Below are 16,620 nucleotides of genomic sequence, written 5' to 3' on the forward strand. Positions count from 1 at the left end.
GACTCGGCCACCACAGGCAACTGTTCCAGTGTAGGGCTCGCGGCGGCCGAGCCCCAAATCACCGTCAGTTCCCCGCCGAACCCGAGGAGCCGACCGAACCCGAGGATCCTGCCGAGGCCTGCGACCCCGCGGACCCCGACGAGCCCAGTGAACCCGGGTCCACTCCCCCGGCCGCCGTGCGCATGGTCGGGACCGCCGGGGACAGGCCGGAGAGGATGTGATCCATCCCCGGCAGCATCTGGGTGACGAACACGGGCCAGTTGTGGATCCCGGTCGGCATGTAGTTCATCCGGAGATCGACCCCCGGGACACCCGCGAGCTCGGACTCGAGCCTCCTGGTGCTCTCGTAGGAGCCCTTCTCCAGAATGTGGCCGTCCACCAGGATCATCTCGTTGCTGCCGAAATGCCCCAGCTCGGCCGAGCCCACCCGGCCCGTGGCGGCGCTGAGGTACACGGTCTTGCCCGCGAGCCCGGAGGGGTCGGACACCGTGTCGTGGTCACGCCACGTCTGGGAGCCCCGCGGGCCCCACATGTTGGTGGCGTCACCGTTCCGCGCGGCCACGGTCAACCGTGCGTACTGGTACCCGAGCTCGTCCATCGTCGAGTAGGCCCCGCTGATCCCGGCGACGGCGTCGAACATCCCGGGATTCGTGTTGGCCAGATGGACGGCGGCGGAGGCACCCATCGACAACCCCATCACGCCCCAGCTGCCGTTGTGCGCCAGGGGTGCGGCCGTGCCGGGGAGACCGGCTTCCAGCAGCGGGGGCAACTCGTCGATGAGGAAGGTCTCCCACTGGTTCGGCCCCAGGACCGGGTCGTCGGCCTGCCAGTCGGACCACATCGAGGCCGGCGCCCCCGTCGGGGCGATCACGTTGACCGCGCGATCGCGTAGTGCCGGGTCACCCCAGCCCATGCCGGTGCTCCAGCCCGACGGCGATTCGCTCCCCACGCCGTCGAGGAAGTACACGTTCGGCGCGTCCACGCCGTCCGGCGCCCGGTACACCTCGACCCGGACGGTGCGCTGCATCGACGCCGACGTGACCGTCCAGACCTCCGCGCGACGGTCTACGGGATTCATCGATCCCGGGAACAGCGGCGCGACCGACCGGACCGTCGACTGGGTGATGGAGCCGTCCCGGGTGGGGACGGGGCCCGAGGGATGGGAGCTGCCCGGCCTGGGGAAGTCGCTGGACCCGGCCGCCGCGACCGATCCGAGAACGGAGGTCAGCGGGATCGGCGCGCCGAGCTGGGTGAGGGCCGCGACGCTCAGCGAGGGGACTCCGAACAGGCTGCCCGGCGCGACGCTCGGAACAAGGGATCCGGGATCCAGGCTCTGCGCCCCGGCCGTCCCGGCCCCTGCTCCGGACGCGGTCATCAGAGCCACCGCGACCACGGCGGCCCCCCTGAGAACCGCGGAGGGACGTCGACGTATCGCTCGCCCGGTCCCCTCGACGTCGTACCCCTCGATGCCGTGCCGCTTGTCGTCCGGCCTACTCGTCATTTCCGATCCCGTCCTCATGCGCGACGCGGCCCGCGGGATCTTCACGTCCCGGGCCGCAGGGTGAACTCCGGCTCGGTGGCCGATGACACAATACTCACTTGTCGTATCGGGACGAGGATAGTGTTACATCTCCATACGCCGCCGGCCCGGCCCCGATCTCTCGGGGCCGGGCCGGCGGATGTCGGTGGAGCGGATCCTACTTGGCGCGCTCCAGGACCTCGACGAGGCGGTACCGCTTGGTGGCGGACAGCGGGCGGGTCTCCATGATCCGCACGCGGTCGCCGACTCCGGCGTCGTTGGTCTCGTCGTGAGCCTTCACCCGCTCGGTACGGCGCATGATCTTGCCGTAGAGCGCGTGCTTCACGCGGTCCTCGAGCTCGACGACGATGGTCTTGTCCATCTTGTCGGACACGACGTACCCGATGCGCACCTTGCGGCTGTTGCGCTCGATGTTCTCGCTGGCCTCAGTCACGGCTGCTTCCTTGTCACTCACTTGGCATCACCCGGCGCCGCCGACAGCCCGAGCTCGCGCTCGCGGATGACGGTGTAGATGCGTGCGATGTCGTGACGGACGACCCGCAGGCGACGGTTGTTGGTCAGCTGACCCGTGGCCATCTGGAAGCGCAGGTTGAACAGCTCCTCCTTGGCCTCACGGAGACGCGCGGTGAGCGCATCGGCGTCGAGTTCGCGCAACTCGGGGGCGGTGGTTCCACTAGCCATCAGAACTGCTCCTCCCGGGTCACGATACGGGTCTTGCACGGGAGCTTGTGCTGCGCGCGGCGCAGTGCCTCGCGTGCGGTCTCCTCGTTGGGGTACGACATCTCGAACAGGATGCGACCCGGCTTGACGTTGGCCACCCACCACTCGACGGATCCCTTACCGGAACCCATGCGGACCTCGGCGGGCTTCTTGGTCAGCGGACGATCGGGGTAGATGTTGATCCACACCTTGCCGCCACGCTTGATGTGGCGGTTGATCGCGATACGAGCGGACTCGATCTGACGGTTGGTGACGTACGCGGGCTCGAGGGCCTGGATGCCGTACTCACCGAACGTCACCTTGGTGCCGCCCTTGGCCCCGCCACTGCGGCCGGGGTGGTGCTGCTTGCGGTGCTTGACGCGCTTGGGGATGAGCACTTCTCACGCCTCCCTGGTCTGATTCTGCGGAGCCTGGGCGGGTGCCTCGGCAGCCGAACCGGAACCGGCGCGGCCGGTCTCGGTGCTGGTGGCCGTGGTCCCCTGGGCGCCGGAACGACGCGGCCGGCCCGCGCCACGCTCGCGGCGGGGTCCCCGGTCGGCTCCGCCGCGGTTGCTGGACTGGGCGTACTGGTCGGACTCGCGACGTCCACCGACGACGTCACCCTTGTAGATCCACACCTTGACGCCGATGCGACCGAAGGTGGTCTTGGCCTCGTAGGTGCCGTAGTCGATCTCGGCACGCAGGGTGTGGAGCGGGACGCGACCCTCGTGGTAGCGCTCCGAGCGCGACATCTCGGCACCGCCGAGACGGCCCGAACAGACCACCTTGATGCCCTTGACCTGCGGCTGACGCATGGCGGACTGGATGCCCTTGCGCATCGCGCGACGGAACGCCACGCGGTTGGACAGCTGCTCCGCGATCCCCTGCGCCACGAGCTGGGCGTCGGCCTCGGTGTTCTTGATCTCGAGGATGTTGAGGTGGACCTGCTTCGCGGTGAGCTTCTCGAGCTCGCCACGGAGACGGTCGGCCTCTGCACCCCGGCGACCGATCACGATGCCCGGGCGGGCGGTGTGGATGTCCACGTTGACCCGGTCACGGGTGCGGGAGATGTCCACGCCCGAGATGCCGGCCCGCTCCATGCCCTTGGACAGGAGCTGACGGATCTTGATGTCCTCGGCGACGTAGTCCGCGTACTGCTTGTCGGCGTACCACTTGGACGTCCAGTCCGAGGTGATGCCGAGACGGAAGCCGTGCGGCTGGATCTTCTGTCCCATTTAGCGGGCACCTCCCTGGTTACGACGACCCCGACCGGCGGAACCGGCCTTCTCGGGCACGCTGGTCACCTCGACGGTGATGTGGCTCGTGCGCTTGCGCACGCGGAACGCACGACCCTGGGCACGCGGACGGAACCGCTTCAGGGTCGGGCCCTCGTCGGCGAACGCGGCCGACACGACGAGGGTCCGGGGATCCAGGTCGAGGTTGTTCTCGGCGTTCGCCATGGCGGACGCGAGGACCTTGCCGACCGGCTCGCTGGCGGACTGCGGGGCGAACCGCAGGATGTCCAGCGCGTCGGAGGCGTCCTTGCCCCGGATCAGGTCGATCACGCGACGCGCCTTCATGGGCGTGACGCGGACGAACTTGGCGGTGGCCCGGGCGGTGAGCTGCTGCTCGTCCTGCGCCGTGCCTTCGGCGGTCTTGCTGGTATCAGTGCTCATCGACGCTTACTCTTCCGATCGTCCTTGATGTGCCCCTTGAACGTGCGCGTCGGCGCGAACTCGCCGAGCTTGTGACCCACCATGGAATCGGACACGAACACGGGCACATGCTTGCGGCCATCATGGACGGCGAACGTGTGGCCGATGAAATCGGGCAGGATCGTCGAGCGACGCGACCAGGTCTTGATGACCTGATGGGTACCCTTGTCGTTCTGCGCGTCCACCTTCGCGAGGAGGTGTTCGTCGACGAACGGACCCTTCTTGAGACTACGAGGCATCCTAGTTTCCCTCCTTAGCGCTTCTTACCGGTGCGACGGCGGCGGACAATCATCTTGTCGCTCGCCTTGTTGGGCTTGCGGGTCCGGCCCTCGGGCTGGCCCCACGGGCTGACGGGGTGACGTCCACCGGACGTCTTGCCCTCGCCACCACCGTGCGGGTGGTCGACGGGGTTCATGACGACACCGCGGACGGTCGGGCGGACGCCCTTCCACCGCATGCGGCCGGCCTTACCCCAGTTGATGTTCCCCTGCTCGGCGTTGCCCACCTCGCCGATCGTCGCGCGACAGCGGACGTCGACCCGGCGGATCTCACCGGACGGCATACGGAGGGAGGCGTACGCGCCCTCCTTGCCGAGCAGCTGGATCCCGGCACCCGCGGCGCGGGCCATCTTGGCGCCGCCGCCGGGGCGGAGCTCCACGGCGTGCACGACGGTACCGGCGGGGATGTTGCGCAGCGGCAGGTTGTTGCCGACCTTGATGTCGGAACCGACACCCGACTCGACCTTCATTCCCTGCTTGAGGTTGCGCGGGGCGAGGATGTACCGCTTCTCGCCGTCCGCGTAGTGCAGGAGGGCGATGTTGGCGGTGCGGTTGGGGTCGTACTCGATGTGCGCGACGGTGGCGTCGACGCCGTCCTTGTCGTTGCGACGGAAGTCGATGAGGCGGTACTGGCGCTTGTGTCCACCGCCCTTGTGGCGGGTGGTGATGCGTCCGTGACCGTTACGGCCACCGGTCTTGTGTAGAGGGCGAAGCAGCGACTTCTCGGGCGTCGAGCGCGTGATCTCGGCGAAGTCCGAGACGCTCGAGCCGCGACGGCCGGGCGTCGTGGGCTTGTACTTGCGGATAGCCATGAGGTTCTCTCGTCCTTAACTCTTCCCGCCGTCAGGCGGTCAGACCCGGGATCTCGATGGGCTTGCTGTCGGCCGCGAGGGTCACGATGGCGCGCTTGGTGCTCTTGCGCTGTCCGAACCCGGTGCGGGTGCGCTTGCGCTTGCCCTGACGGTTGGCGGTGTTGACGGACTCAACGGTGACGCCGAAGATCTCCTGGAGGGCGATCTTGATCTGCGTCTTGTTGGCGTCCGGGGCGACCAGGAACGTGTACACGCCCTGCTCGAGCAGGCCGTAGGCCTTCTCGGAGACGACCGGGGCGATGATCACGTCCCGGGGATCGGCGACGGTGCTCACCTGTCGGCCTCCTTCGCGGCGGTGTTCTCCGTGCCTGCGGCACGCTTGCTGGCCTGCGAGACGAACGCGTCCAGAGCCTCGACCGTGAACACGACGTCGTCTGCATGCAGCACGTCGTAGGTGTTCAGCTGATCCGGGGCGATGGGATGGACGTTGTCCAGGTTGCCCACCGAACGCCACGCCGCGATGTCCTCGCGGCCCACCACGAGCAGGAACTTCTTGCGGTCCGACAGGCTCGCGAGGAAGTCCCGCACGCCCGCCGTCGACGGGGTCTGGCCCTCGACGACCTCGGTGACCACGTGGATCCGCTCGTTCGCGGCCCGGTCCGACAGGGCACCGCGGAGGGCGGCGGCCTTCATCTTCTTGGGCGTGCGCTGCGAGTAGTCACGCGGCTTGGGGCCGTGGACCGTGCCACCGCCGGTGTAGGCCGGGGCGCGGGTCGAGCCCTGGCGTGCGCGGCCGGTGCCCTTCTGGCGGAACGGCTTGCGCCCACCGCCACGGACCTCGCCGCGCGTCTTGGTCGAGTGGGTGCCCTGCCGCGCCGCGGCGAGCTGCGCCACGACGACCTGGTGCATCAGGGACAGATTGGGCTCGACGCCGAAGATCGCGGCGGGGAGCTCGACCGACCCGTCGGCCGAACCGGCCGGGGTACGGACGTCCAGCTTGAGATTCACGGTGTTCTCCGTCGTGGTCATGCGCGCGCACCGCCCTTCACTGCGGATCGGACCATCACGAGGCCGCCGTTGCGACCCGGGATGGCGCCCTTGATCAGGAGGACGCCGGCCTCGGCATCGACCTTGTGGACCTTGAGGTTCATGGTGGTCACGCGCTCGTTGCCCATGCGTCCGGCCATCTTCTTGCCCCGGAACACCCGGCCCGGGGTCGACGCGCCGCCGATGGAACCGGGCCGACGGTGCACGGCCTGGGTACCGTGCGAGGCACCCTGGCCGGCGAAGCCGTGACGCTTCATCGTGCCGGCGAAGCCCTTGCCCTTGGAGGTGCCGGTGACGTCGACGAAAGCACCGTCGGCGAACACGTCCGCGCCGAGCTCCTGGCCCAGCTCGAAACCGGCCGCCTGCTCCGCGTTGTCGAGTCGGATCTCCGCGACGTGGCGACGCGGGGTCACACCCGCCTTGGCGAACTGGCCCGACACGGGCTTGGTGACCTTACGGGGGTCGATCGCGCCGAAGGCGATCTGGACGGCGTTGTAGCCGTCGGTCTGCTCTGTACGGATCCCGGTGACGACACACGGCCCGGCCTTGATGACGGTAACCGGGACGACCCGGTTGTTCTCGTCGAAGACCTGGGTCATGCCGAGCTTCGCGCCCAGGATTCCCTTGATCTCGGTTGTACTCATCTGTTCACTGTCTCCGCTGCACGTTGCTTGCTGACCGCTGCTCGGTCGGAGGTCACTGGATGTTGACGTCGACGCTGGCAGGCAGGTCGATGCGCATGAGCGCGTCCACGGTCTTGGGCGTGGGGTCGAGGATGTCGATCAACCGCTTGTGGGTGCGCATCTCGAAGTGCTCGCGCGAGTCCTTGTACTTGTGCGGCGAGCGGATGACGCAGTACACGTTCTTCTCGGTCGGCAACGGCACCGGGCCGACGACACGAGCTCCCGTGCGGGTGACCGTCTCGACGATCTTGCGCGCCGAGGCGTCGATGGCCTCGTGGTCGTAGGCCTTGAGCCGGATGCGGATCTTTTGTCCCGCCACTTCGTCCTCTTTCTCCCTCCGCCCGTCAAGGCGGCTGTCGTGAGCGCCCTCGCTGCGCGGGGGACACCTGGTGTGTTCGCTTGTCGTACATGACACCGTCTGACCGTCTACCGCCCGGTCTCGTGCATCGGTGCTCCGTCGTGGAGGGCCGCCGTCGTGAGCACGCGAACGTGACACGACGATGAGCCCTCCAGAGGACGGAGAGCCGCACTCCCGCGAGGCGAGGGTGACGGCGGAACCGATCCGCTGCCGCTGTTGACGTGTCACGACGCGTCCACGCGGTCGGGCGTGTCGCCCTCCCACTTTTCCGGCGGGTGATCGCTCACCCGCCCCTGTCGTGCTCGCCCGACCAACCCGGTTCCCCCGCGGGCCGAGGGCCACACGAGATCGCCGCCTTGTCCGGGCAACTCGACCAGTATGCCGCACGGACCCCGCGGGATCAAAATCGCCGTGGACGACCGGGTCGAGACGGCATGCGCGGGGTGCCTCGCCTTAGGTACCGTCGAATCATCAGCGCCTCTCGGCGCCTCGTCCCCCAGGAGTGCAGAACGTGAACAGCCGACGCGAACCACGCGACCCCGCCGCCTACAAGCGGGATCGGCGTCAAGCCGTCCTGCGGCATCACCCGGACAAGGGCGGAGACCCCGACGCGATGCTCCGCGCTCTCGAGGAGGTCGACCGCCGGCACGGCGTCGTCGGTGGGAGCCGTCCGGATCACGCGGCGACGGCCGAGCAGGTCGCCGCCGTGGCCGTGACCGCCCTGGCCGGGATGGCCGCGGTCGGGCTCTCGGTGGCCATGAGCGTCATGGGTCGCCGCCGGTAGCCTCTCCCGGTGACCGGCACCCGCCCCGGACCCTGGCGGATCGAGACCCGGGACGACGACGAAGGGGCGCCCCACCTCGCGGTGGGGCGCCCCTTCCACATACGGTCCGGACGTCGCGTCCGACCCGACGGGTCAGTCGATCACTTGATGATCTTGGTGACCTGACCGGCGCCGACGGTGCGGCCACCCTCACGGATCGCGAAGCGCAGGCCCTCGTCCATGGCGACCGGCTGGATGAGCTCGACGCTCATCTCGGTGTTGTCGCCCGGCATGACCATCTCGGTGCCCTCGGGGAGGGTCACGACGCCGGTCACGTCCGTGGTGCGGAAGTAGAACTGCGGCCGGTAGTTGTTGAAGAACGGCGTGTGACGGCCGCCCTCGTCCTTGGACAGGATGTACGCCTGGCCCTCGAAGTTCGTGTGCGGGGTGTAGGCGCCCGGCTTGATGACGACCTGGCCGCGCTCGACCTCCTCGCGCTTGAGGCCACGGACGAGCAGACCGACGTTGTCGCCGGCCTCGCCGTAGTCGAGGAGCTTACGGAACATCTCGATGCCCGTGATGGTGGTCTTGGTGGCCTTGTCCTTGATGCCGATGAGCTCGACATCCTCGTTGACGTTGATCTGGCCACGCTCGATACGACCGGTGACGACGGTGCCACGACCGGTGATCGTGAAGACGTCCTCGACGGGCATGAGGAACGGCTTGTCCGTCTCACGCTCGGGATCCGGGACGGAGTCGTCGCAGGCCTGCATGAGGTCACGGATGGCCTGGACCCACTTCTCGTCACCCTCGAGCGCCTTGAGGGCGGAGATGTGGACGACGGGGGCGTCCTCGTCGAACTCCTGCGAGGCGAGGAGCTCACGCACCTCCATCTCGACGAGCTCGAGGATCTCCTCGTCGTCAACCATGTCGCACTTGTTGAGGGCGACGAGGATGTAGGGAACGCCGACCTGGCGGGCGAGCAGCACGTGCTCACGCGTCTGCGGCATCGGGCCGTCGGTGGCCGCCACGACCAGGATCGCGCCGTCCATCTGGGCGGCACCGGTGATCATGTTCTTGATGTAGTCCGCGTGGCCCGGGGCGTCGACGTGCGCGTAGTGGCGCTTCTCGGTCTGGTACTCGACGTGGGAGATGTTGATCGTGATACCACGAGCCTTCTCCTCCGGCGCCTTGTCGATCTCGTCGAACGCGAACGCGTCGTTGAGATCCGGGTAGGTGTCCGCCAGGACCTTGGTGATGGCCGCGGTGGTGGTGGTCTTGCCATGGTCGACGTGACCGATGGTGCCGATGTTAACGTGCGGTTTGGTCCGCTCGAACTTCGCCTTCGCCACTGTGTGTCCTCCTGGACTGGTCTGTCCCCACCTCGAGGTGGGCACTGCATTGTGTGGGATCTGATCTTACTCATCGTGCCGCTATGGGCACGAACCGGCGGCCACCCGGAGGTTCGACCGTGCGCCGCCGGCATCGGCCCCGCCCTGCCTCTCGGCCGGGCGGGACCAGTACCGGTTACTCGCCGGTCGCCTTGGCGATGATCTCCTTGGACACACTCGCCGGAACCTCGGCGTAGTGGGAGAAGACCATCGAGTAGTTGGCCCGGCCCTGCGTCCGCGACCGGAGGTCGCCGACGTAGCCGAACATCTCGGACAGCGGCACGTTGGCCTTGACGACGCGGGCGCCGGAGCGCTCCTCCATCGCCTGGATCTGGCCGCGCCTGGAGTTGATGTCGCCGATGACGTCGCCCATGTAGTCCTCGGGAGTGATGACCTCGACCGCCATGAGCGGCTCCAGGATCACCGGCTGACACTTGCGCGCGGCCTCCTTGAAGGCCATCGAGCCCGCGACCTTGAACGCCATCTCCGAGGAGTCGACCTCGTGGTACGCGCCGTCGACGAGTGTCGCCTTGACGTTGACCATCGGGTACCCGGCCAGGACGCCGTACTGCATGGCGTCCTTGATGCCGGCGTCCACGGAGGGGATGTACTCCTTGGGGACGCGACCACCGGTGACCTTGTCGTCGAACTCGTAGGTCTCGCCCTCCTCGACCTGCTCCTGCGGGAGCGGCTCGAGACGGATCTGGACCTTGGCGAACTGACCCGAACCACCGGTCTGCTTCTTGTGGGTGTAGTCGTACTTCTCGACCGTGCCCTTGATGGTCTCGCGGTACGCGACCTGCGGCTTGCCGACGTTGGCCTCGACCTTGAACTCACGCTTCATCCGGTCGACGAGGACGTCCAGGTGGAGCTCGCCCATGCCGCCGATGACGGTCTGACCGGTCTCGTCGTCCAGGCGGACGGAGAACGTCGGGTCCTCACGGGCCAGCTTCTGGATCGCGGTGCCGAGCTTCTCCTGGTCCGCCTTGGTCTTGGGCTCGATCGACACGTCGATCACCGGCGCCGGGAACGTCATCGACTCGAGGATGACCTGGTTGTTCAGGTCGCACAGGGTGTCACCCGTGGTCGTGTCCTTGAGCCCGATGAACGCGTAGATGTGGCCGGCCACGGCCTCCTCGACGGGCATCTCCTTGTTGGCGTGCATCTGGAAGAGCTTGCCGACGCGCTCCTTCTTGCCCTTGGTCGCGTTCATGACCTGGGTGCTCGGGTCGATCCGGCCCGAGTACACGCGCACGAAGGTGAGCTCGCCGAAGAACGGGTGCACGGCGATCTTGAACGCCAGCGCCGCGAACGGCTCGTCCTTCGACGGCTGACGACGGATCTCCGTCTCCTCGTTCCCGACCGCGTGACCGTGGATCGAACCGACGTCCAACGGGTTGGGCAAGTAGGAGATGACGGCGTCGAGCAGGGGCTGGACGCCCTTGTTCTTGTACGCCGAACCACACAGCACCGGGTAGATCTCGGCGTTGACCGTCATCTTGCGGATCGCGGCCTGGATCTCGTCCTTCGTCAGCTCCTCGCCGCCGAAGTACTTCTCCATGAGGGCCTCGTCGCTCTCGGCGACGGCCTCGAGGAGCTTCTCGCGGTACTCGTCCGCCTTGTCCTTGAGCGCCGCGGGGATCTCCTGGACCGTGGCCTCGGTGCCGATCGGCGTGACGCCGGGCCAGACGAGGGCCTTCATGTCCACGAGGTCGATGACCCCGTCGAACTCGTCCTCCGCGCCGATGGGCAGCTGCAGGACGAGCGGCTTGGCACCGAGACGGTCGATGATGGTCTGCACGGTGTAGTAGAAGTCCGCGCCCATCTTGTCCATCTTGTTGACAAAACAGATACGCGGGACGTCGTACTTCTCCGCCTGGCGCCACACCTGCTCCGACTGGGGCTCGACGCCCTCCTTGCCGTCGAAGACCGCGACCGCGCCGTCGAGCACGCGCAGCGACCGCTCGACCTCGACCGTGAAGTCGACGTGGCCCGGGGTGTCGATGATGTTGATCTGGTTGTTGTCCCAGAAACAGGTGACGGCGGCCGACGTGATGGTGATGCCGCGCTCCTTCTCCTGCTCCATCCAGTCGGTGGTCGAGGCGCCGTCGTGCGTCTCGCCGATCTTCCGGTTGACACCCGTGTAGAACAGGATGCGCTCGGTGACGGTCGTCTTACCGGCGTCGATGTGCGCCATGATGCCGATGTTGCGGACCTTGTTGAGGTCGGTCAGCACGTCCTGTGCCACGGATGATCCCCGATCATGAGTCTTAGGTGGGCCGTGCGGTCATGGTGGACCGTCCGGACCGGGTCTGTTGTCCTGGGCCGTGCCGTGACTCGCTCACGCGAGAGGCGACCCTCGTTCAATGATGCCACCCTCGGGGCGGCCGGGGGGCCCCGGAGCGGTGACGCCCCGTGGGCGTCCCCCCGCTCCGGGGCCCGGCTGGATCACCAGCGGTAGTGCGCGAACGCCCGGTTGGCCTCGGCCATCTTGTGGGTGTCCTCGCGACGCTTGACCGCGGCACCCAGGCCGTTGGAGGCGTCGAGGATCTCGTTGGCGAGCCGCTCGACCATGCTGTTCTCACGACGCTGCCGGGAGAAGTTCACCAGCCAGCGCATGGCCAGGGTCGTGGAACGCCCGGGGCGGACCTCGACGGGCACCTGGTAGGTGGCGCCGCCGACGCGGCGGGAGCGGACCTCGAGGGCGGGCTTGACGTTGTCGAGCGCCTTCTTGAGGGTGAGGACCGGATCGGTTCCGGTCTTCTCACGGCAGATCTCCAGCGCGGAGTAGACGATGCGCTCGGCGGTCGTCTTCTTGCCGTCGAGGAGGATCTTGTTGACGAGCTGCGTGACCAGCGGCGAACCGTAGACCGGATCGTTGATCAGCTGGCGCTTCGGGGCGGGACCCTTACGAGGCATTACTTCTCCTTCTTGGCGCCGTAGCGGGAGCGGGCCTGCTTGCGGTCCTTCACGCCCTGCGTGTCGAGGGAGCCGCGGATGATCTTGTAACGGACACCCGGGAGGTCCTTCACACGACCGCCACGGACGAGCACCATGGAGTGCTCCTGGAGGTTGTGGCCCTCACCGGGGATGTAGGCGGAGACCTCGATGCCACTGGTCAGGCGCACACGGGCGACCTTGCGCAGCGCGGAGTTCGGCTTCTTGGGGGTGGTGGTGTACACGCGCGTGCACACGCCACGACGCTGGGGCGAGCCCTTGAGCGCCGCCGTCGCTGTCGAGGACTTCTTGTCCTGGCGGCCCTTGCGGACCAGCTGGTTGATGGTTGGCATGAACCGACTTTCTCTAGCTGGCGGCCTCCTCGGGGGCGACCACCGGTCACTGGGACGTTGCTCGTATCCGGACTCTCGCGCTCCCCGACGGGCGCACGGGCGACCACGTCAGCCGCTCTCGCTGGCCTACTGGGCACGATCCTCCAGCTCGCGTACTGCGAGCACGATGGTCAAGCCTAACCGCCCCCGTGAGGATCGGTCAAAACGCGGCCGGGGCGGAGTCCCGGTCCGACGCCACCGGGACCTGCGCCAGCATCACGTCCAGCGTCTCGGCCCAGTACCGGATGACCTTCTCGCGACGGGCCGAGTCATCGGAGAGCACGTCCGCGAGCCCGAGCCCGCGTGCCAGGTCGAGGGTCGCCTGCAGGGGCCGACGCACCCGTAGGTCGGCGGGATCGTATCCGAGGGCGTCGGCGGCGATCACCAGGACCTCGCGGGACATGTGGGTCTCGAACGGCAGCACCCGGTCGCGCAGCGCCGGGTCGCTGGCCGCGGCGGTCCACACGTGGAGCGCGGCCTTGAAGAGGTCCGAGGTGTAGTGCTGGACGATCAGCCGGACCACGGCGACCGTGCGTTCGGGGCCCGGCTCCGGCAGATCCAGGCCCACCCTCCGGACGTCCTCGAGCCGCTGCTCGATCATGTGCCCGAGGGCGGCGGTGATGAGATCCTCCCGGGTCGGGAAGTGGTGCTGGGCGGCGCCCCGTGAGACGCCGGCGGCGGCGGCCACCGCCCCCACGGTGGTCGCCGCCCAGCCCTGGGTGGCGAGGAGGTCGATCGATGCACCGAGGAGTCGTTCCCGCGTCAGGCGGCTACGGTCCTGCTTGGGGGCCCGCTTCTCGGGTGCCGTCATCGCTCCTCCTGTTACCAGTCCTGCTCGTCGTAGATGATCACACCGCGGATGTTCTTGCCGTCACGCATGTCCTGGTACCCCTGGTTGATCTCGTCGAGCCGGTACGTCCTGGTGACCAACTCGTCGAGCTTGAGGTTGCCCGCGCGGTACTGGTGGAGCAGGTGCGGGATCTGCTTGCGGGGCCCGGTGCCGCCGAAGATCGCGCCCTGGAGCGTCTTCTGCTGCATGGCCAGGTCGAGGATGGAGATCTGGGCGTCGACCGCCATCATGTCCCCCAGCCCCACCACCACGCAGCGGCGCCCCTTACCGGTGAGCATCAACCCGGGCAGCAGGTCCTTGCCCTCCACGATCCCCATGGTGAGCAGGACCAGGTCCGCCATCCGGCCCCAGCTCAGCTCCCCCACCAGCGCCATGGCCTCGTCCATCGAGGCACACGTGTGGGTGGCCCCGAACTCCATCGCCTTCTCCCTCTTGAACTCCACGGGGTCCACGGCCACGATGACACGCGCGCCCGCGGCGGCCGCGCCCTGCACCGAGTTGATCCCGATCCCGCCCACCCCGACGACCACCACGATGTCGCCCTCCTTGGCCTGACCGATCTCCGTGGCCGAGCCCCAGCCCGTGCAGACGCCGCATCCGAGCAGGGCGGCCTTGTCGAGCGGGATGTCCTTCTCGATCTTGACCACCGAGGACTGGTGCACGGTGACGTGCGGCGCGAACGTGCCCAGGACGCACATGGTGGCGACGGGTTGACCGTCGGCGGTGTGCACACGGAAGCCGTCGTCGCTGATCGCCCGACCGCTGAGCAGCCCGGCGCCGTTGTCGCAGAGATTCTGGAGTCCCTCCGAACAGGGCGGGCAGACGCCACAGGCGGGGATGAACGCGAGGACCACGTGGTCGCCCTCCTCGAGCCCGGTGACGCCCTCTCCCACCTTCGTCACCACACCGGCTCCCTCGTGACCGCCCATGATCGGGTAGGTCTCGAACTGGAGGTCGCCGGTGAGCAGGTGCTCGTCCGAGTGGCAGAGGCCCGAGGCGGCCAGTTTGACCTGCACCTCCCCCGCCTTGGGATCGTCGATGTCCACGTCGACGATCTCCCAGGCGTCCTGCTTGGGCTCGCGGATGATGGCTGCTCTGGTGCGCATGGCATTACCTCTCGGTTCGATCCCGGGCGATGTGGGGGAGGTCACACATCAACGACATCGCATACGCTACGCGTCCGGCGTCGCCCAGGAGGGCGGACGGCGTTCAAGAAATGCGGTCATCCCCTCGGCGACCTCGGCGGTCGTGAACAGGCGGGCGGTCACCCCTGCCAGGTCCTCACCCCGGGCGTCGAGATCGGCCAGGATCGGTGCCGCGAGCAACGCCTTGTTCTCGGCGAGTCCCTGCGGGGAGCAGGGCCGGAACGCGTCGACGAGGTCACCGACCGCGGCCTCGAGGTCCTCGACGGCCTCCGTGAGCAGTCCGATCCGCCGGGCGTGCTCGGAATCGAACTTCTCACCGGTCAGCAGGGCGCGGGAGAGGTCCCGCGAGGTGATCCGCGCTGCGAGCGGCACCGAGATCATGGCCGCCGCCAGACCGAGGCGGACCTCGGTGAGCGCGAACGTCGAGGCCGGCCCCGCCAGGGCGAGATCGCAGGCGGCCACAAGCCCCATCCCCCCGGCACGGACGTGGCCGTCCACGGCGGCGATCACCGGCTTGGGGTGCGAGATGATCGCGCGCAGCAACCCGAGGAAGACCCGGGTCCGCTCGGCGGCCTGGGCCTCGGGACTCCCCTGGCTCGCGGAGGCCTCGGAGAGGTCGGCTCCGGCGCAGAAGGTGCCGCCGGCGTGACCGAGGACCACCACACGGGCGTCGTCATCGGCGGCCGCCCGGTCCAGTGCGGCGTGCAGCTGCGCGACCAGTGCGGTCGAGATGGCGTTGCGGTTGTGCTGCGAGTCCAGGGTCACGCGGGCCGCGCCGCCGGAGACCTCGTAGCGCACCAGCACCTGCGCGCCTTCCGCGGCCATGTCAGTAGCTCCTCGGCAGCCCGAGCGAGTGCTGGGCCACGTAGTTGAGGATCATCTCCCGACTCACCGGCGCGATGCGCGGCAGGCGCGACGCGGCGAGCATCCCGGCGAGGCCGTACTCCACCGACAGGCCGTTGCCGCCGAGGGTCTGGATGGCCTGGTCGACGGTCCGGGCGGAGACCTCGCCGGAGGCGTACTTGGCCATGTTGGCCGCCTCGCCCGCGAGGTCGTCCAGGCCGGCGTCCACGAGCGCGGCGGCCTTGCGCATCATGAGCCGGGCCAGCTCCAGCTCGATCTTGCACTGCGCGAGCGGGTGGGCGATGCCCTGGTGGGCGCCGATCGGGGACTTCCACACGGAGCGCTCGTTCGCGTACGTCGTGGCCTTGTCCATCGCGTAACGCGCGGAGCCGATCGCCATGCCGGAGGCCATGATGCGCTCGGGGTTGAGGCCCGCGAAGAGCATGAGCAGCGCCGTGTCGCCGTCGCCGATGAGCGCGTCGGCGGGCAACCGGACATCGTCGAAGTACAGCTGGAACTGCCGCTCGGGCGTGCGCACCTCGGTGGGGATGTGGGTGCGCTCGAGGCCCGGTGCGTCGGTGGGCACCATGAACAGCGCCGGCTGGAGCTTCCCGCTTGTCGCCCCCTCGAGTCGGGCCACCACGAGGATCGCGTCGGCCTGGTCGACCCCCGAGATGTAGGTCTTCTGCCCGCTGAGCAGGAAGTCCGCGCCGTCCCGGCGTGCCGTGGTGGTGATGGCGTGGGAGTTGGATCCGGCGTCCGGCTCGGTGATGGCGAACGAGGTGATGATCTCGCCCGAGGCCAGGCCCGGAAGCCAGCGCTTCTTCTGCTCCTCGGTACCGAAGCGCGAGATGATCGTGCCGTTGATGGCGGGCGAGACCACCATCATGAGCAGGCCGGCACCCGCGGCGGAGAGTTCCTCCTCGACTATCGCGAGCTCGGTCATGCCGGCCCCACCGCCGCCGTACTCCTCGGGCAGGTTCACCCCCAGCAGCCCGAGCTTGCCGGCCTCGGTCCACAGCTCGTCGGTGGTCTCGCCGGCGTCGGACTTCTCGCGCATGTACTCCATGCCGTAGCGCGAGCCCAGGTCGAAGGCCACCTTGCGGAGCTGCGTCTGCTCCTCGGTGTCGACGACGGGGTTGGGGATCTGTGAGAGGTCGGTCATCG

General features: G+C 68.3%; 21 protein-coding genes. 1 reads left to right on the plus strand and 20 read right to left on the minus strand.

From position 1 onward, the window contains the following. Positions 1-64 precede the first annotated feature (64 nt). The 12 genes from CEY15_RS05250 to rpsJ all read right to left on the minus strand — a co-directional run bounded on the left by CEY15_RS05250 (position 65) and on the right by rpsJ (position 7,093). Positions 65-1,501, minus strand: coding sequence for an alpha/beta hydrolase (locus tag CEY15_RS05250; protein ID WP_095717593.1), 1,437 nt, complete (start codon positions 1,499-1,501; stop codon positions 65-67). A gap of 196 nt (positions 1,502-1,697) precedes the next feature. Then, positions 1,698-1,973 carry a 30S ribosomal protein S17 gene (gene rpsQ, locus CEY15_RS05255; protein ID WP_095717594.1) on the minus strand — a complete coding sequence of 92 codons (276 nt, stop codon included), beginning with the start codon at positions 1,971-1,973 and terminating at the stop codon, positions 1,698-1,700. Positions 1,974-1,990: 17 nt separating this feature from the next. Beyond that, positions 1,991-2,221 carry a 50S ribosomal protein L29 gene (gene rpmC / locus CEY15_RS05260; RefSeq protein WP_017838199.1) on the minus strand — a complete coding sequence of 77 codons (231 nt, stop codon included), beginning with the start codon at positions 2,219-2,221 and terminating at the stop codon, positions 1,991-1,993. Then, on the minus strand, positions 2,221-2,637 hold the full coding sequence (gene rplP / locus CEY15_RS05265; protein WP_017838198.1) for a 50S ribosomal protein L16: 417 nt from the start codon (positions 2,635-2,637) through the stop codon (positions 2,221-2,223). The genes rpmC and rplP overlap by 1 nt, the downstream gene beginning before the upstream one ends. A gap of 3 nt (positions 2,638-2,640) precedes the next feature. Further along, positions 2,641-3,474: a 30S ribosomal protein S3 gene (gene rpsC, locus CEY15_RS05270; protein WP_017838197.1), complete on the minus strand. Its 834-nt coding sequence runs from the start codon at positions 3,472-3,474 to the stop codon at positions 2,641-2,643. Beyond that, positions 3,475-3,915, minus strand: coding sequence for a 50S ribosomal protein L22 (rplV, locus tag CEY15_RS05275; protein ID WP_017838196.1), 441 nt, complete (start codon positions 3,913-3,915; stop codon positions 3,475-3,477). It lies immediately after the preceding gene. Then, positions 3,912-4,193 (minus strand): 30S ribosomal protein S19, encoded by a 282-nt coding sequence (gene rpsS / locus CEY15_RS05280; RefSeq protein WP_017838195.1) that lies wholly within the window; start codon positions 4,191-4,193, stop codon positions 3,912-3,914. Before rpsS ends, rplV begins: the two co-directional genes overlap by 4 nt. Before the next feature lie 14 nt (positions 4,194-4,207). Further along, positions 4,208-5,044 carry a 50S ribosomal protein L2 gene (gene rplB, locus CEY15_RS05285; protein ID WP_017838194.1) on the minus strand — a complete coding sequence of 279 codons (837 nt, stop codon included), beginning with the start codon at positions 5,042-5,044 and terminating at the stop codon, positions 4,208-4,210. A 31-nt stretch (positions 5,045-5,075) separates the two neighbouring features. Further along, positions 5,076-5,378 (minus strand): 50S ribosomal protein L23, encoded by a 303-nt coding sequence (gene rplW, locus CEY15_RS05290; protein ID WP_095717595.1) that lies wholly within the window; start codon positions 5,376-5,378, stop codon positions 5,076-5,078. Next, positions 5,375-6,073, minus strand: coding sequence for a 50S ribosomal protein L4 (gene rplD, locus CEY15_RS05295; protein WP_095717596.1), 699 nt, complete (start codon positions 6,071-6,073; stop codon positions 5,375-5,377). Before rplD ends, rplW begins: the two co-directional genes overlap by 4 nt. Next, positions 6,070-6,735 carry a 50S ribosomal protein L3 gene (rplC, locus tag CEY15_RS05300; protein WP_017838191.1) on the minus strand — a complete coding sequence of 222 codons (666 nt, stop codon included), beginning with the start codon at positions 6,733-6,735 and terminating at the stop codon, positions 6,070-6,072. The genes rplD and rplC overlap by 4 nt, the downstream gene beginning before the upstream one ends. A gap of 52 nt (positions 6,736-6,787) precedes the next feature. Then, positions 6,788-7,093: a 30S ribosomal protein S10 gene (rpsJ, locus tag CEY15_RS05305; protein WP_003938093.1), complete on the minus strand. Its 306-nt coding sequence runs from the start codon at positions 7,091-7,093 to the stop codon at positions 6,788-6,790. A 550-nt stretch (positions 7,094-7,643) separates the two neighbouring features. On the opposite strand from rpsJ, the gene CEY15_RS05310 reads away from it, so the two are divergent. Next, on the plus strand, positions 7,644-7,916 hold the full coding sequence (locus CEY15_RS05310; protein ID WP_095717597.1) for a hypothetical protein: 273 nt from the start codon (positions 7,644-7,646) through the stop codon (positions 7,914-7,916). 140 nt (positions 7,917-8,056) lie between these two features. On the opposite strand, the gene tuf is transcribed toward CEY15_RS05310, so the two are convergent. The 8 genes from tuf to CEY15_RS05350 all read right to left on the minus strand — a co-directional run bounded on the left by tuf (position 8,057) and on the right by CEY15_RS05350 (position 16,618). Then, a complete protein-coding gene (tuf, locus tag CEY15_RS05315; RefSeq protein ID WP_017838189.1) occupies positions 8,057-9,247 on the minus strand; it encodes an elongation factor Tu in 1,191 nt (396 codons plus the stop codon). Between the two features lie 175 nt (positions 9,248-9,422). Continuing rightward, complete coding sequence (gene fusA / locus CEY15_RS05320; protein ID WP_095717598.1) at positions 9,423-11,534, minus strand: elongation factor G; 2,112 nt, start codon at positions 11,532-11,534, stop codon at positions 9,423-9,425. Positions 11,535-11,734: 200 nt separating this feature from the next. Further along, on the minus strand, positions 11,735-12,205 hold the full coding sequence (gene rpsG / locus CEY15_RS05325) for a 30S ribosomal protein S7 (protein ID WP_017838187.1): 471 nt from the start codon (positions 12,203-12,205) through the stop codon (positions 11,735-11,737). Beyond that, positions 12,205-12,576, minus strand: coding sequence for a 30S ribosomal protein S12 (gene rpsL / locus CEY15_RS05330; RefSeq protein WP_017838186.1), 372 nt, complete (start codon positions 12,574-12,576; stop codon positions 12,205-12,207). The genes rpsG and rpsL overlap by 1 nt, the downstream gene beginning before the upstream one ends. 199 nt (positions 12,577-12,775) lie before the next feature. Next, the gene (locus tag CEY15_RS05335; protein ID WP_017838185.1) at positions 12,776-13,426 is read right to left on the minus strand and encodes a TetR/AcrR family transcriptional regulator; all 651 of its coding nucleotides are present in this window, start codon (positions 13,424-13,426) and stop codon (positions 12,776-12,778) included. Between the two features lie 11 nt (positions 13,427-13,437). Continuing rightward, the gene (locus CEY15_RS05340; RefSeq protein ID WP_095717599.1) at positions 13,438-14,571 is read right to left on the minus strand and encodes an NDMA-dependent alcohol dehydrogenase; all 1,134 of its coding nucleotides are present in this window, start codon (positions 14,569-14,571) and stop codon (positions 13,438-13,440) included. 66 nt (positions 14,572-14,637) lie between these two features. Then, positions 14,638-15,435, minus strand: a complete 798-nt coding sequence (locus CEY15_RS05345; protein WP_095717600.1) for an enoyl-CoA hydratase family protein — start codon at positions 15,433-15,435, stop codon at positions 14,638-14,640. A gap of 1 nt (position 15,436) precedes the next feature. Beyond that, positions 15,437-16,618, minus strand: coding sequence for an acyl-CoA dehydrogenase family protein (locus tag CEY15_RS05350; RefSeq protein WP_095717601.1), 1,182 nt, complete (start codon positions 16,616-16,618; stop codon positions 15,437-15,439). Positions 16,619-16,620 lie beyond the last annotated feature (2 nt).

The sequence above is a fragment of the Dietzia natronolimnaea genome (assembly GCF_002289575.1).
GTDB lineage: Bacteria > Actinomycetota > Actinomycetes > Mycobacteriales > Mycobacteriaceae > Dietzia > Dietzia natronolimnaea_A.